The organism is Pleomorphovibrio marinus (genome assembly GCF_003347495.1).
Lineage (GTDB): Bacteria > Bacteroidota > Bacteroidia > Cytophagales > Cyclobacteriaceae > Pleomorphovibrio > Pleomorphovibrio marinus.
Genome location: NZ_QCXY01000004.1, coordinates 371,431 through 387,075 on the forward strand (window position 1 = coordinate 371,431; position 15,645 = coordinate 387,075).

A 15,645-nucleotide genomic window follows, 5' to 3' on the forward strand; every position below is an offset into this window, starting at 1 on the left:
TCCTGACTTTCGAAAAGGAAAAAGAAATGGCACAAATGCCCTTATCCTAAAATGATGAAGTCAAGCATGACGAAAACGTCACGCAGCTTTTTGATTTTCATCATGTGGGATTCCCCGAATCCTGGTAATTAAGGGGAATGGGGGAAGGCCGGGACAAGTTAGGGCCTTTGAAAATCGATATATAATCCTATAGAATTCCTCTTGAAAGGGATAAGTGTCTTTTTCAAGAATAAAATTAAGCAAAATGCTCGACAACTACAGGACCCTTAATAAAGAATCCAAGGGGGAATATAAAGAAAAAGGCAGCAAATTTTTATCTTTTGCAATTCCTGTAAAAAACATAGAGGAAATCAAGTTTTCTCTTGAGGCCATAAAAAAAACATATTATGATGCTAGGCACCACTGCTATGCCTACATGCTAGGGAAAGAAGGGGATGTTTTCAGGGCTAATGACGATGGTGAACCCAATCATTCCGCCGGGGATCCCATTCTAGGACAAATAAGAGCATTTGATGTTACGAATATTCTCGTAGTCGTGGTCAGGTACTTTGGGGGTACCAAGTTGGGAGTGGGTGGATTGATTAACGCTTACCGAACAGCAGCAAAGGAAGCCCTGCAGAATAGTGAAATAATTGAGGCCATGGAAACCGCACCCATAACCTTTACCTTTGGTTACGAAGAAACCAACAAGGTAATGGCAATCATCGGGGAGTATCAAGTTTCCATTCTCAGCCAGGAATTTACCGAACAATGCAAAATTAGCATCGATTGTCCAAAAAGTAGGCTTTCTGAGATAAGGGAAGCAATTTCTGAACTAAGCTCGACAAAAATACTTTTCAAATAGAAAATATTGAATCCAAATACCCTTGCTTGTATAATACCAAAAAAACCTTTAAACAGGCCCAGGCATCGGTAGCTGCATATAATTGCTGCTTTTCGGTAAGGCTTTCTGCTTCCCAATTGGATACTTGCTCAGATTTAGAAATCCGGATATTCAATACCATGGCACTTAAATTCCTTACCCCCACATTTTGAAAACCCACTTTCTTCAGTTCTTCGTTCAGGTCAAAAAACCCATCGGGCACAAAGCTAGGTTCCAACTTTCTGAGGGCTTTCAGGTCATCCCTTACAGCTGCTCCAATCTTCACCACATCCGGATTTTCGAGAATCCTTCTTACTGCCTTTGGGAACCCAAGTTTGTTGAGCCTTAGCAGATATGCCTTTTCGGGTGTGGCCAATTGCAGTAATGCTACATCGTAACTCACCCCTCTCCTAAAGGCAGGCCTTGTCTCTGTATCAAACCCGAGAAATTTTCGATGATAAAGGTCTTTGACCATCCCCTCAATATCTTCCTCTTTTTCCACCAAAGTAATTTCACCATCGAAGGCTCCGATCTCCAGTTGATTTACTTCTTCTTTTGTAATTTTAAAAGGTATCATGCGGCAACTTCTTCTTTGATTGCATTCATTTCCTCTTTCGTGTAATAGTTAATTCCCCATCTCATATATCCGAATAAAATGGTCATAAATGGACTTAGGATATTAAAGAAACAATAGGGGGCATAGGTCAAGGTCGCCACACCCAATACAGAAGCTTGGGTGGCACCACAGGTATTCCAAGGCACAAGGACTGAGGTTACTGTGGCGCTGTCTTCCAATGTTCTACTGAGATTTTCCCCTTTCAATCCTCTTTTCTTATAGATATCAGCGTACATCCTTCCTGGTACCAATATGGCCAAATACTGGTCAGAGGTGGTCACATTGAAGAAAAGTCCTGTACCTGCCGTGGATGCAATCAGCGATCCTACTGAGGTTACCCTTCTTATTAGGGCTTCAGCAATAACGCGAAGCATTCCACTTACTTCCATGATACCTCCAAAAACCATGGCACAAAGAATCAGCCAAACAGTATTGAGCATACCTGCCATACCACCTGTTATCAGTAATTCGTTCACCACCTCGTTTGAAGTCGCAATGCTTGTCTCTCCATACAAGGAAACCATCACAACCTGAAAAGCATTAAAAGCAAAGGATTGTTCGGCATCCCAAGCCAAACTTTCAATTAATGCGGGTTGAAATAAAATGGCAAATACACCACCCAACAAAGCACCTGCCAATAAAGTGGGGATGGCGGGCACTTTTTTCAATATCATGAATAAAACGATGGCAGGAACCAAAAACAACCACAAGGATATCTCAAACCTTTGCTGTATGACAGAGGAAATTTCCTGGACTTGCCCTACAGAGCCTTCTGCCTCCCGCAGAAACCCTATAATTCCAAAAATGACTATTGTGATTAGGATGGTTGGCACCGTAGTCTTGGTCATATGCCGAATATGGGTAAACAAATCCGTGCCGGCCATGGCAGGTGCAAGGTTAGTGGTGTCTGACAATGGTGACATCTTATCTCCAAAATAGGCTCCTGAAATGATGGCGCCGGCAATGATCCCCTCTTCAAAACCCAGTGCCTTCCCTATGCCCAAAAGAGCCACTCCCACCGTGGCCACGGTCGTCCAGGAGCTGCCTGTTGCAACGGACACGATCGCACTTACTATGCAGGCTGCAATTAAAAAAATGGTAGGATTCAGTACCTGTAATCCATAATAGATCATAGCAGGAACAATACCACTTAACATCCAGGTCCCGGCCAATGCACCTATGAGCAACAGGATCAATATAGAAGACATGGCCGCTGAGATGCTCTTCACGATACCGTCCTGCAAGGATTCCCATCTTAAATTCAACCTATACTTAGCCACCAACCCCGCCACACCTGCAGAAAAGATCAAAACCATTTGGTTTGAACCCATTAAACCCTCGGTACCGAATATACTGATATTAACCACCAATAGAACAATCAAAAATAAAATGGGGAAGAGGGCCTCGGGCAAACTAGGCTCCTTGATAACTTTGGACATCTTTATGTTTCTATAAGTGGCTATTAGGAAAGGCTAAAATTAAAAAAAAATATATACTTTTCAGCTTTGGGGTCACAAATGAGACAAGGGCATATTTTTTTTGTAGAAAGTGTAGCAAACTCAGGTTGATTCCCGTCTTGTAAATATATCACAAACCAGAATACGCTATGAGAGGAAAATGTTCATTATTACTCGCATTAATTTGGTTGGCTTCCTGCGACTGGGGCGGAGGATCAGAAGATATCAACACACCTAAGCTCAGAACCTTACAGGTTTATGAAAGGGAAATGGTATTTAGTTCTTCGAAATTTGCCATTGACCTATTTCATCAATTGATGGAGGCAGAGGAAGAAAACCACTTTTTCAGCCCCTATAGTATTCACCAAGCACTCTCCATGACCATGAATGGCAACGAGGGAGAAGTATTGGAGGAGTTTATCCAATTGTTAAGATACGAAGGGCTAAGCACAGCGGAAGCCAACAAAGCCGCAAAAGAGCTTACCCAGTTTCTCAAAGAATTGGACAACAAGGTAAAGTTGAATATTGCCAATGCCATTTGGTACAAACAAGGTTACAGCATTTTCCCGGATTTTAAAGAAACTGTGAGGAACTATTATAGGGCAGAGGTTGCCGATCTGGATATGCTAGATCCACAATCGGTAAATGTGATCAACAACTGGATCGCCAATCAAACGGAAGGATTGATTCAAGAAATGGTAGATGAAATCCCATCGAATGCCGTCATGTATTTGGTGAATGCCATTTATTTCAAGGGGGATTGGAAATACCGCTTTGATACCGAAAAAACCCAGAAAGCCCCCTTTTATATCAGCCCGTCCCGAGAGGTAGAAGTGGATATGATGGAGCTGAATGAAGCTGCTACCTTCAGGTATTATGCAGAAAACAACTTGAGGTATATAGAGGTGCCCTATAGTACAGGGCAGTTTTCTATGGGCATACTCACCGGCACAAACCACAATCTGGATGAAGTCATTGAAGCATTTACCTTTGACAACTTAGAAAATTGGAGGGAGCAGGCCATGGAGGCAAATTTCATTTTGAAAATGCCAAAGTTTAAAATGTCCAAAAAAATGGAAAACATGAAGGAAGACCTCATAGCCATGGGGCTGGAAAGGCCATTTTTCTTTCATCCCGACAACTTCACCCTGCTTTTTGACAATCCCCACGATGAACTAAAGATAAGCAGGGTAATTCATGATGCTTTTTTGGAAGTGGATGAAGTCGGGACGGAAGCTGCGGCAGCCACAGTGGTAGAAATAGTGGAAAGGGTCTCCATGCCATCAGGACCTACCATTATCACCTTGGATCAGCCTTTTGTGTTTTTCATTCAGGAAAAGCACAGTGGAGCGCTATTGTTTATGGGTAAAATGGGTAATCCGGAACTTCTTTAATTGAATTGAGTTGAATAGGGATAAACTCGATTATGGCTTGCTATTTGTGGTTATACACGATAGTAAGCCTTTTTGTTTCTAACGAAAACCATCACCATGACACACCTGATTTTAATCCTGCTACAGGCGTTTATTTATCCTTTCGTCACAATTTTAGGACAAATGCAGCCGGATATCCCCAAACCCCGTGGACCCGTTGATTTAAGTGATCCGGTTAATGTAGTGATTTTCATTCTGCTCCCTCTTATTGTGATCATTGCTTTCCTGTTTTGGAGGAAAGCAATGCAGAAAAAGCGACAGGAAGAGGAAGAAAATAAGAAAAACCAAAAGTAAACTAAATTGCTTCTTTAATCTTATTTGCTGATTGTTTCAATATTTCCATCAGCTTATCGGTTTCCAGCGGCTTGGAAATATACCCATCCATACCTGCGGCTAGGCAGTGTTGCTTGTCTTCGTACATAGCTCCAGCTGTCATTGCGACAATTTTTGGAGAGTTTTCCTTTTTTTTCTCCCGGATTCTCCTGGATGCCTCTAAACCATCCATTTCGGGCATTTGAACATCCATAAAAACCAAGTCGTAACTATTTTGGAGTACCATTTCAAGCGCCTCTATTCCATTTTTTACTAATGCAGGGTGATATCCCAACCTATTTAGGATAGTTAAAACCAGCTTTTGGTTGATAGGCGTGTCCTCTGCTACCAGAATACGTAGAGGATATTTTTCAGAAAAATTCGAATCCAGTTTCTTTTTAGGTTGCTGCATAATTTGAGATTTTGCCGATTTGCTTTGAAACCCTGAATGCAATGCCTGTATTAGCAGGTTATATTTTACTGGTTTATTGAGCACCGAAGTAAACAATCCCGGGTTTTTCCTTTTTGATTGATCACCTATGGAGCTCAACAATACGATAGGTTTATCCCGGAAACGTTTCCGTATTTCCATTGCCAATTGCACTCCGTTTTTATGGGGCATCTCCATATCCGTTATGACCAATTCAATGTCGTCTCGTGTTTCCAAAATTTTGAGGGCAGCATCTGCCGATTCTGCAGGAAAAGGCCGCATACTAAGGTTTTCCAATTGCAGTCCCAAAATTTTCAAATTGGTGAAATTATCGTCCACAATAAGCACCTTTCTCCCCATTAGGACACTGTCATCCGGCTGTTTCTCAAGTGGCAATTCCTTTGCCTTGGATTCCTTCATGGGCAGGGTGAAATAAAAGGTACTCCCATTTCCCTCACTACTTTCCACTCCTATTTCGCCATCCATAAGGGTAACCAAATGCTGGCAAATTGCCAATCCCAATCCTGTACCTCCATATTTTCTTGTGGTAGTCGCATCCACCTGGGAGAATGATTTGAATAGTTGGGAGATCTTGTCCGATGGGATACCTATACCAGTATCAACGACAGAAAATTTAAGCATCCAATCCCTTTCTTTTTGCGCAATTACGATCACCTCTATAAGAACTTCTCCCTTAATAGTGAACTTAATGGCATTACTTACCAAATTCATCAATACCTGTTTCACCCTCATACCATCCCCCCACATTTGAGCAGGAAAATCCTTGGGAAGGTGGTATATCAGGTCTATGCCTTTTTTGGAGGCCTGTCTTGAAAACAAATCCAGCACATCCTCAATGCAATTGCGAAGGTTAAAATCATGTGGGTCTATTTCCACATCCCCAGATTCCAACTTGGAAAAATCGAGTATGTCGTTAATGACATTTAATAGGGTTTCGCCGCTGTTACAAATGATTTCCGTAAATTCTCTCTGTTCCTCGTTCAGTGCAGTATCTTTCAGTAAACCCGCCATTCCCAAAACCCCATTCATTGGTGTTCTGATTTCATGACTCATGGTGGCAAGAAAAGTACTTTTGGCCCTATTGGCAATTTCCGCCTTTTCCCTAGCCTTTTGTTCTGCCTGCTTTTGCTGTTTCAATTTTATATTCGACTCCTTTAAATCTTTAGATTGCGCAATAAGGCTGGCCTTTTGAACCTTTAGGGTCTTAGACTGATGGGACAATTTTAGGATGGACCGGACTAGGGCGTCTTTAATCAACAACAAAGAGATGGAGGCTACTATAAATAAATAGGTCAAAACAGAAATAAATACCAATTCGCCTCCATCGTACCCATAAAAGAGATCACTATATTGGTAGTTTTTATAGGTGAAGTACCCCCAACATAAAGGAACGGTGCTAAGTATAAAATAAAGTACCGTCCAGCGTTGCCTAAGGATAATAATACTAAAAATCAATATGTTAAAAAAAGCAGCAACGTCCAAGGCCCACAAAACCCTATCTTGCATAATAAAGGCATTCATTAATATGGGTGCGAGCAGAAGGGCAATTTTCACATGTGTTAAGGAAGTCAACCATTGCTTGTAAATAAGCAAAAAGTAAAGTCCTATATGCAGTATTAAAATGGGTAAAAACAAATAGGAGTTTTCTTGAAGCTCTCCAAATAGCAAAACCAATACTATACACTGAATATAGCAGAGTGCAGTAGATAAATAACTCCACGATAGTATGGTCAACCTCGTTCTACGAATAGGGTCCTCCGACTCATCCAAATTTCGAAGAAACAATGAATCTAAAATCTTCTCCCGCATCTCTCCCCTTTTTTAAAAAATTAAAACCTCTGTCCCTGTATTTTTTATCCTTCAAAAACCACTATTTTGGATTTAAAAGATAAAAGCATCCTGTATTGCCAAAGTTGACACTTATTTTTTAATTTTTATACAAAATTTTTGTTTTTAACATAATTTTTTTTTGCGTTGGGGTAAATGATCAAAAAAACTTTAGGAATGGCCTTTATATAAAAACCTGGCAACTCTTCCCTTCGAAAGTACATACTGAATTAGGCTTCAAGGGTATAGTCTCAGTCCCAGCTTCTATATGCGGGAAACCCCTAAAGTGATGTACGTTACTAAAGGTACTGAATGACAACAGGTAAGAAAGAACTCTAAAAGTCATTTTTGAATAACTCTCAGGCTGCCCCCGCTATGAAGCATATAATTTATGGATTTTCACCCTTGTATTGCTATGGATCTCTTTTTTAAGAATCAAGTACCCTATTATTCCAGAAAATAAGGAAGCCAATAATATACCCATTTTAGCCTGTTCAGTATATAATTCAACCTCAAAGGCCAGCGAATTGATAAACAAGGACATGGTAAACCCAATCGCTGCCAAAAAAGACACCCCTAAAATCATCTTCATGGTTAAAAACTCCGGCATTTTAAACCAATTTAATTTGAGTCCAATAAAACAAAGTCCAAAAATCCCAAGGATTTTACCAAGGAATAACCCCAAAAACACACCTAAGGCAACAGGGCTTGTAAGCATATCCAGCCATCTATTATCAATGACTATACCCGCATTGGCAAGTGCGAAAATTGGCATCACTAGATATAAGACCAAACCATGCATACTATTTTCGAGCCTTTGTAACGGGGACATTGCTCCTATAGATAGGCGATGAATTTCACCTATAATATTTTGCTCATCAGTTGACAGCAGATATTGTTCTTTCTCCGCTCTTTTGGCCGTTTTAAAATTCTTGGTCAAGGATTCTATTGAAGATAAATAATTTTCTTTATCGATAGATCGGTTTACCGGGATGGCAAATGCAGCCAATACAGCTGCTATGGTAGCATGCACCCCAGATAACAAGAAAGCTAGCCAAACACCTCCTATACCTAAAATAGCATAGATGAAAACTTGTCGTACCCCCAATTTATTCAACAGAAACATGACACTTAAAATACTACCCCCAATGATCAAATTAGAAAAGGATATTTCTGAAGTATAAAACAAAGCCACCACTGACACTGCTCCTATGTCATCTATTATGGCCAAAGCGGTTAAAAACACCTTTAGTTGAACGGGAACTTTAGGGCCTAACAAATACAATACTCCAAGGGCAAAGGCTATATCGGTAGCCATTGGTATTCCCCACCCATTTAAAGATTGAGGACCGGTTGACCAATTGATGAGCAAATAAATAGCAGCAGGCAACACCATGCCTCCTATGGCTCCGACCATGGGCATGATAACATTTTGCGGTTTTGAAAGCTCACCGGCAATAAGCTCACGCTTTAGCTCCAACCCAACAACAAAAAAGAAAATGGACATCAGCCCGTCATTGATCCAAAGCAAAACCGATTTGTATACCTGGAAATTTCCAACACTAAACCCAATTATTTTCCCTAAGAACTCTTGTATCGGCCCATGGGCTGGAGTATTGGCTAAAATTAAAGCCAAAAATGCACTGAAAAACAGTAAAATAGCACCGAATGAACTTCTCCTTACAAATTGAAGAATAGGACTCAAATGCGTAAAACTAAAGGATTTCGTTTCCATTTATCTGTGATTAACAAATTGATCAAATACCCTAACTCTTGGCAAATTTCACATTCCCTTTTTATGTTCGTGAATGATGGTTTGGACCATATAAAGATTTTTTTATGATGGACCACAAATCAATTATCCTTATTAAGACTTTTTCTAAATACGATGGGTGAAAAAATTTGTTCTGTTTTACTCCTGTCCTTTGCAGAAACTAAGGATAAAAATATTCACAAAAGCAACAATCTGCCTACAAGGATATCATATTCCTCTACTTTGAGAGAGTTCAAAGTGAAAGCAATTTTTGGTGTACCTGCTACCGCCGCTTTTTAAATAAAGTAAAATGTTATAAAGGGGTTAGTTCGGATTGTTTTAAAACCAACTGAAACAAAACAGTACCATCTTCCTCAATCAGCCTAAAAACCAATTCGGGATCCTCGGAATCCAAATGCTGAAAGGTAAATTCCCCAAAGGCATAAACATTATCGAATCCAAACAATTGTGTATCCCATTCCTTATCCTTGGCAGGAGGCCCGTGCCGCCCTCCCAAACTGGCAGGTTCGAACTCATAAAAGACATGGCCTGATTCCCTGGGAATGCGGAACCCTCTGGCTCCATGCCTGTCCCCTGAAATAAGCACTACCCCAGGAATCTTGTGTTTTTCTATCCATTGAAAGATTCGCTCCCTTCCTTCCGGGTCCCATACCCCCCAAGAGTCCTTACCCCCGGAAACATAGTCGCTCCACATGGTCCCACATGATAAAATGGTAAAAGGAGCTTCTATTTCCAGCAATTGCTCCTCCAGCCACTTCATCTGGTTATCCCCTAAAAATTCCCCTGTATCCTCATCCCTAAAAAAACGGTTATCCACCATTATTACTTCGGCCGGACCTATACGGGTACGGAAAAATACTCCTTCTTCCCTGTCCTCAAATCCATATTTCGGGTTGACCCAAGATTGGGTAAAAACCTCTCGAATACCCATTCTGTCTTCCTCTGTGTAGCCCTCAGGAATGCCCCACCAATCATCATCCATATAATCGTGATCGTCCCAAGTGGCATACACAGGAACTCGAGATGTCAATTGCTGCCATGCTGGAAAAAAATCCCTCATCAGGTAATCAAAGCGGTGCATGCCCAGCTGATCCCTCCTGTCCTGCACAGCCATGTCTCCACCAAACAATATGGCATGTGGTTGCCTAGATACAATTTGGTTGGCAAGTTCCCTATTTCCGAGACCCCACCTATGAAAACAGGTGCCAAATGCAATGCGGACCGGTTGCTGGCTACTATCGTTGGGAAGTGTGGTAAGAACTGGCTTAGGATCCAAGGATGGCACCTTGCCATCGACCGTAAGCCTAAAGGCATAGTTGGTTCCTGCCTGCAAGCCCCTGATGGGAATAACCGTACTGAGATCCCCTTCTAAACTGGTCTTCACCGGGCCGAACTGTTTGGGAGTTTCGCCATCTATCAATTCCACGCTTACCTCCCCTGGCTTAGCGGTCCTCACCCAAATATCCCCTCCCTCCTCACTGATGTTCCCTATCATGGGGCCACCCAGAAGCTGGACATCGTGAAGTTGGATAAAGTTGAGGTATTCTTGGTTTTCCAACAAGTCCCCATATCCAGCATGCTTGGATGCTGAAAATACCTTATGGACAATTTCTGCTAAAGAGGATGAAATCCGCATACTTTCTTCATCTAGATCTTCCCAAGTGTGGAGCATAAAAAGGCTGTTCTCCAGGGATCTGTCCTTGGCCATTTCTCTGTGTGTTTTTCCTCCCAAAGTTTGGGCCATCAGTATGCCAAAACACCCATTATCACACAATACCGAGAACAAAACAAAAATCAAGATCGATTTCGGGTAAGGGTTTTCTAAAGCAATCATAAGAGGTAATTGGTTTATAGTTATTAAAAGCTCAGATTGAATATAAGAAAAAAATCCTTTTCACTCCTAGGTCCAAAAAAAACAAACTCGTCTGAATCGCTGTTTTAAAAAGTCTATAATTAGCTTTTCATAAGCCATAACCTGTCCCGGATTTCGGGAATGTATTGTTACTGCCTGCCCGTCCCGTAGCTAACGGGGAGGCATCCCTCGGTCTGTCGTCCTCGTCATGCCCTGACTGCCGTCAGGACAGGCTCGATTTCATAGGCAAAAGTAAAATCTTCTTCGCCTTTACTAATTTCATTCCCTTTTTGGCATTAGCCAAGGGATGTATTTGAACCTTCTAAATCATCGATAATTCTTTTCAACATCCTTGGGACGATTAGTTTATGAAAAGGTCTTACCGGGATAAAATATAACCTCCCAAACCAATTTTTAAACACAACGGTAGTAGAAAGTATCAACTTTTTATGCGTTGACCCTTTCGTATGCGGTGTCAAAAATATCGAAATCCTAAAATTCAAATGTTTGTCGTCCTCTCCCAAAATGACCTCTGTTTCAGTTTTGGCAAACACTTGGAAAAGTCCAACGCGATCCCCTGGTTCACATTTGAAATTTTCCAGTTGAGCTTCACTTTCGGAGAAATTCCCCGGAGTTTTCAGTCCCAATAGGGAAACAACTTTGTTTCGCATTTCAAATAATTTTTCAACCCATTTTGGGCCTCCTGAAAAAAAAGCTTTTCCTACATCCTCCGAAGTGAATTTGTTTTCGGAGTCGTTAATAACCCCCTGAAAACTGTCCACATAGTGGTATTCAGTGTGCGATGAATTTAAAATCGAACTTTTGGGTAAGTGGGTTCTAATCACCTTCATTGGCCTCTTTTATGTGATGTCCTTCCAGCATTTTGCCTATTTTAAAATCCTAAACCTACCAAAACTTCGAGACCTGGAAAACAAACTTTTCCAGATTTACATAAATAACTGCTATTTTAGGTTGGGTAAAAATCCCCTCATTAGATAACCCCTTAAAGTAATGATCAATTTACCTTTATTTCAGTTTTTATTGATCGAATTACGGAGGTATCCAGTTATTTTTAGCTGCTTTGGGGAATAAGATTCCACAAAACTGTAATTTTACTTCCCCATCAAGGAGACCTTTCATCCTCTGTAAAGAGGGGGAGGATCCGAACGTAAAATTAACTATTAAAACCATGAATTCTCAAAAATCTGTGGTTGGGATTCTTGAACTGGATTGAGCCATGGCTACCCGCATCAACAAATACCTCAGTGAAATCGGTTACTGCTCCAGGCGCGAAGCCGACAGGCTGATTGAACAGGGCAAAGTAAAAATCAATGGTCAGGTCCCGGAGATTGGAACAAAAGTGGAGGAGTCCGATACAGTAACAGTGGACGACAAACCTGTGGGTCCTCCCAAAGAGGAGCATGTGTACTTAGCACTTAACAAGCCTGTTGGCATCGTCTGCACCACTGACACAGCCAACGAAAAGGACAATATCATCGACTTCATCGGTCACCCCCGGAGGATTTTCCACATCGGCAGGCTGGACAAACCCAGCGAAGGGCTGATCCTTCTGACCAGTGACGGAGACATTGTCAACAAAATCCTGCGGGCCGGAAACAACCACGAAAAGGAATACATTGTGACCGTAAATCGGCCCATTGATGCCAATTTTGTGGACCGCATGAGCCGTGGGGTTCCCATACTTGACACGGTAACAGCTCCCTGCCAGGTCAGGCAGCTAGGCAAAAAAACCTTTAACATCGTACTTACCCAGGGCCTAAACCGACAAATCAGGAGAATGTGCACTCACCTAGGATACGAGGTTTTAACGCTAAAGAGAATCCGTATTATGAATATCCGGCTGGACCTTCCCGTGGGCAAGTGGAGAGAGCTGACGGCCAAAGAGCTTTTGGAAATCCATAGGCTGCTTGCGGATTCAAAAAAGACGGTTTGAAAAAGTTTCAAGGCACTGAACAGTTCGCCTACCTACACCTTTCCTAAATAAAAACGGATATAAATGTAAAGGAAAGGTTTAATACTAATATTTTACGGAAAATTAACCCATTCTTTTAAAGCAGTAAAAATTTTCCAAATGATCATAATGGAAGCACCCTTATTAATAGAAATATTTCCCATATCCAATTAACCCTACTATCCATTCACATTTTTTTGCCAATTTGATTTTAGGGAATTTAACCTTCTGCACCAATCGACACCGTAACACAATTTTCAAAAAAGGTCCAATCCCCTACTCTACTCAGTATCCAGAGTAATATTTTGTTGGTATTATACACTGCAATAATTCAAACAATATAAATTGAACAAGGCAATTATCTAGCACCAGGGAATTAAATGGATTGGTTTATTAACCTGGAAATGCCAGACCAATGCAAACACATGTGAAAAAATTTAGCTGAAATCGGGCATGAGGAAATCGTCACATACTAGGATGCCCCGAGGGTCAGGGCATGACGAAAACGTCACACACAGGGATGATTATAGATTGCGAGATTCCCCCGAAACGAGTTCCCCGAAACAAGTTCGGGGCAGGCAGGGGCAGGCTATGTGACCAATTAAAAGCAACTATAAACACATGAAATCGAGCATGACGCGAGCGACACACGAGGGGATGATTATCGTTGCGAGATTCCCCCGAAACGAGTTCCCCGAAACAAGTTCGGGGCAGGCAGGGGCAGGCTATATGACCGCTGAAAAGAAATTATAAACATATGAAATCGAGCCTGTCCTGACGGCAGTCAGGGCATGACGAGCACGTCACACACTGGGATGATTATAGACTGCGAGATTCCCCCGAATCGAGTTCGGGGCAGGCTATATGGCCTTTAAAAAACAAATTATAATCATATGAAATAAAAAAGGACAGCATGGCTGTCCTTTTTTGAGCCTCCTGTCGGGATCGAACCAACGACCTACTGATTACAAGTCAGTTGCTCTACCAGCTGAGCTAAGGAGGCTTTTGAAAGCTTAAGTTGCTCTACCACCCCGATTAGTCTCCGGGGTAATAAATTTTCAATTGTTCATAATCACGGATTTATTCGTGACAATTAGTGCATTCGTGGCTTAGAAAAGACCTTTTGTCTAATTGCGAGTGCAAATATAGGCTTTACTTTATTTTTGGCAAACCCTTCGTTGGGATTTTTTCCGAAAAAAAGTTAGCATTCTTAGGATGAATCAGTTAAAACTCCCTGATAATGGACAGCTTCTTCTTCAACCTGTCTACCTCCTGCTCGGCTTTGTCTATTTTCTCCTCAAACTGGTCTTTGAGCTTGTCTGCGGTCTTTGATGCGGCGAAAAACTCCAGGTTGTTTTTCCATAAAGTGATGTTGTTTTCCAGGTCGGAAATCTGCTTTCGAATACCGTGTTCCTTTTTGTTTAGTACCCTGGTACTGTTTGGGTCGTTTTGAATTTTGTTCAGGTTAAGGCGAAAAAGGAACTCCTCCTTGTTCTCGCCTTCCACTCCAAGTTTTTCCACAAAGTAATCCACTGCCTTGTTGAATTTGGCTGCTATTTCCTTGATGTTTTTTCTTGGCACAAAGCCTATCTGGTTGTAGTTGGCGATATGCGCCTCCAACATTCCCTCGGTCAATTCCTTCCCTGAGTTCGCCTCATCCATTATTTGTTGACAAAGCTCCTGCTTCTTCTGGAGGTTTTCATCAAATTCCTGTGTTACTTCCTTATTGGCCTCACGTCGGTTTTGGAAAAAGGTGTCGCATGCGGATTTAAACCTATTATACAAATCGTCCCTGACCTTCTCCGGCATGGGGCCAAGGTTTTTCCACTCCTTCTGCAAATTGATCAGGTCATTGGATGTGTTCTTCCAATCGTTACTGTCTTTGATGGCTTCTGCCTCCTGAATAAGCTTTTCGGCCTTCTCCTTATTTTCTTTTCTTACCTCATCCAGTTCCTTGAAAAACTGGTTTTTATGATGGAAAAATTGCTTAAATAACCCCCAAAACGCTTTGTTTATCTCCCTGCCATGTTCTCTAGGAACAGGGCCAATGGCTTCCCAGGCCTTCTGTATTTCGAGGATTTCTTTGGTTTTATGGTTCCAATCCCGGATCCTTTCGGCTTTGAAGTCTTTGAAGGACCCAAGTAGGGCAATCAACTTCTCCTTTTGGTCTTGATTGACCTTAAGTAGCTCCTTTTGACCTTCATAAAACTCCTTTCTCCTGGAATAAACGGCGTCTGAAGCTGCCTTGAAACGTTGCCAGACCGCTTCTTGTTCCTCCCTGGGAACGGGGCCTAAATGCTTGAATTCTTCATGGAGCTCATTAAGGGTCTTGATGGCCTCCTTTAAATCCTCCACCTTCGCAAGGGCTTCTGCTTTTTCACAAAGTTCAAGCTTACTCTCCAGGTTTTTTTTCCTGTCCAGTTCCTTCAGCTCAAAATAAATGCTTCGGTTGTCGTAATACCGGTCCATCAAGGCATTGTAAGATGCCCAAAGGTTTTTGTTTTGGTTGGAGGGAACAGGGCCAATGCTCTTCCATTCTTTTTGGATCTCCTTTATAGTATCAATACTGGAGGTGGTCTCCTCATTGTCCACCAAATCCCTTAACCTGTCCAGAATTTGGTTTTTGGTCTGGGCATTTCTTTCTTTTGCCTTTTCCAATTCCTTGTATTGCCGGGATTTCCTGTCTTTGAAGTCGTTAAAGGCCTGAAAAAACTCCCTGTCCAGGTCCTCTCCCCTATATTCAAACCCATCTTCAGTTCCTCCCTCTTCCAGGAATTTTTTTAAGGCTGCTTCCTTTTCCTTGCCGTGGTACTCGTCAAAATGGGTTTTGATTTCGTTTACCACGGAGTCATTTTTTATATAATCTTCCTCTTTGAGCAACTCCTTCAAGCTTTGGAGAAGTTGCCTTTTGGTGAAATTGCTAAAATCATGATTTTCTTCATCCGCTTCCTCCTGCTCCTCCTGGTTTTCTTCGGCATCACTTGGCTTTTCCGAGGTCGCATCAGTACCCAGTTTTTCATCTTGTTGTGATTCCTGGGTCACCTTTTCATCATTCGATGACATATCTTTATCCTTATCCATAACTAACG

At 41.7% G+C, this 15,645-nt stretch carries 11 protein-coding genes and 1 tRNA gene; 4 read left to right on the top strand and 8 right to left on the bottom strand.

Annotated elements, in window-relative coordinates; translation table 11 throughout:
• Positions 1-244: 244 nt before the first annotated feature.
• A complete protein-coding gene (locus tag DB520_RS13110) occupies positions 245-844 on the top strand; it encodes an IMPACT family protein (protein ID WP_114750168.1) in 600 nt (199 codons plus the stop codon).
• On the opposite strand, the gene DB520_RS13115 is transcribed toward DB520_RS13110, so the two are convergent.
• Both DB520_RS13115 and nhaC read right to left on the bottom strand, forming a co-directional pair.
• Positions 837-1,439, bottom strand: coding sequence for a 3'-5' exonuclease (locus tag DB520_RS13115; protein ID WP_114750169.1), 603 nt, complete (start codon positions 1,437-1,439; stop codon positions 837-839). The two genes, DB520_RS13110 and DB520_RS13115, sit on opposite strands and share 8 nt — an antisense overlap.
• Positions 1,436-2,917 carry a Na+/H+ antiporter NhaC gene (nhaC, locus tag DB520_RS13120; RefSeq protein ID WP_114750170.1) on the bottom strand — a complete coding sequence of 494 codons (1,482 nt, stop codon included), beginning with the start codon at positions 2,915-2,917 and terminating at the stop codon, positions 1,436-1,438. The genes DB520_RS13115 and nhaC overlap by 4 nt, the downstream gene beginning before the upstream one ends.
• 167 nt (positions 2,918-3,084) lie before the next feature.
• Here nhaC and DB520_RS13125 point away from each other — a divergent pair, with 167 nt between their 5' ends.
• A complete protein-coding gene (locus DB520_RS13125) occupies positions 3,085-4,329 on the top strand; it encodes a serpin family protein (RefSeq protein WP_114750171.1) in 1,245 nt (414 codons plus the stop codon).
• A 96-nt stretch (positions 4,330-4,425) separates the two neighbouring features.
• Positions 4,426-4,662 carry a hypothetical protein gene (locus tag DB520_RS13130; protein ID WP_114750172.1) on the top strand — a complete coding sequence of 79 codons (237 nt, stop codon included), beginning with the start codon at positions 4,426-4,428 and terminating at the stop codon, positions 4,660-4,662.
• 1 nt (position 4,663) lies between these two features.
• Here the strand turns inward: DB520_RS13130 and DB520_RS13135 are convergent, their stop codons facing one another.
• From DB520_RS13135 to DB520_RS13150, 4 genes are all read right to left on the bottom strand, one after another.
• Positions 4,664-6,940, bottom strand: a complete 2,277-nt coding sequence (locus tag DB520_RS13135; RefSeq protein WP_114750173.1) for a response regulator — start codon at positions 6,938-6,940, stop codon at positions 4,664-4,666.
• A 391-nt stretch (positions 6,941-7,331) separates the two neighbouring features.
• A complete protein-coding gene (gene nhaA / locus DB520_RS13140) occupies positions 7,332-8,693 on the bottom strand; it encodes a Na+/H+ antiporter NhaA (RefSeq protein ID WP_114750174.1) in 1,362 nt (453 codons plus the stop codon).
• Positions 8,694-9,024: 331 nt separating this feature from the next.
• On the bottom strand, positions 9,025-10,566 hold the full coding sequence (locus tag DB520_RS13145; RefSeq protein ID WP_114750175.1) for an alkaline phosphatase D family protein: 1,542 nt from the start codon (positions 10,564-10,566) through the stop codon (positions 9,025-9,027).
• Positions 10,567-10,880: 314 nt separating this feature from the next.
• Positions 10,881-11,435 carry a DUF2867 domain-containing protein gene (locus DB520_RS13150; protein WP_114750176.1) on the bottom strand — a complete coding sequence of 185 codons (555 nt, stop codon included), beginning with the start codon at positions 11,433-11,435 and terminating at the stop codon, positions 10,881-10,883.
• Between the two features lie 386 nt (positions 11,436-11,821).
• Between DB520_RS13150 and rluF the strand changes: the two genes are divergently transcribed.
• Entirely contained in the window at positions 11,822-12,538 is a 717-nt protein-coding gene (rluF, locus tag DB520_RS13155) for a 23S rRNA pseudouridine(2604) synthase RluF (protein WP_114750177.1), read from the top strand.
• A gap of 948 nt (positions 12,539-13,486) precedes the next feature.
• Here rluF and DB520_RS13160 read toward each other — a convergent pair.
• Positions 13,487-13,559: transfer RNA gene (locus DB520_RS13160), tRNA-Thr, on the bottom strand.
• Between the two features lie 221 nt (positions 13,560-13,780).
• Positions 13,781-15,637, bottom strand: a complete 1,857-nt coding sequence (locus DB520_RS13165) for a DUF349 domain-containing protein (RefSeq protein WP_114750178.1) — start codon at positions 15,635-15,637, stop codon at positions 13,781-13,783.
• Positions 15,638-15,645: the final 8 nt, after the last annotated feature.